General features: G+C 43.4%; 2 protein-coding genes. One reads left to right on the forward strand and one right to left on the reverse strand.

The annotated features are described in order from the left end of the window. Nucleotides 1-273: 3'(2'),5'-bisphosphate nucleotidase CysQ (locus A3761_RS02535; RefSeq protein WP_304439572.1), on the reverse strand; the 273-nt coding region annotated here is incomplete at its 3' end. A gap of 129 nt (nt 274-402) precedes the next feature. Here A3761_RS02535 and A3761_RS02540 point away from each other — a divergent pair. Further along, the coding region (locus tag A3761_RS02540) for an HAD-IA family hydrolase (protein WP_068749736.1) at nt 403-941 on the forward strand (539 nt) is incomplete at its 3' end.

A 941-nucleotide genomic window follows, 5' to 3' on the forward strand; every position in this document is an offset into this window, starting at 1 on the left:
AGGGTCAACCAGCCAATAACGCTGCCATGAAGAGCGCTCAGAAAACTGAGGCATACCACCTTCTTCAGAAAGAACAGGGTAGTTTAGAGCTAAGCTTGTTAAGCCTTGGTCTATCACCATATGAGCGGCGTGGTCAGCTTTGGTAACCGGAGAGTCATCGGCCTTGTTCTCAACTTCGATTGGCGAATCGGAGTTATAAACTTCGAGAATAGCCTCGCCCGCATCGATAACGATTTTCTTTAAATCTGGTAAAAGTTGTACTAGCTCATTCATGAGGGTTTGTAATATCCAATATAAAGTGTGTTGAAATAGTTGGCTTCGGCTAATAACTCTTAGAGGAGTGTTTGTGTGAACAGATTCCGAGCGCTAGAATAGCCGTTTTACGACAGTATAGAGAGTTTCATGATCGACTGGAATCAGATAGAAACAGTTTTCTTCGATATGGACGGTACGCTACTAGACCTCCATTTCGATAACTACTTTTGGCTAGAATATTTGCCAAAGCGTTATACGGAGCTGAAGAGCCTTAGTCATGACGATGCAGTGAAGTCGCTTCATGCTATGTACGAAGCACATCATGGTTCCCTAAACTGGTACTGTCTCGATTTCTGGTCTGATGCGCTCAACGTCGATATTGTGGAACTAAAGAAAGAAGTAAGTAATAAAATTGCGTATCGACCTCATGTTAAGGAATTCCTGGGAGCCGTCAAAAATATGCCTGTAGAGATGGCCATCCTTACCAATGCCCATCAAGGTAGTATTAGTGTCAAGCTTGAGCAAACCGACTTGGCTGACTTCTTTGACGAGATCATTTGTTCTCACGATTATGGCTTGGCTAAAGAACAGTCTGACTTCTGGCAGCGACTTCATAAGGCAAGGCCCTTTGATAAAGAAAAAACAGCTTTCTTTGATGATAATGAGGCGGTACTTGCCGCTGCAAA

This window comes from Oleiphilus sp. HI0123, assembly GCF_001635315.1.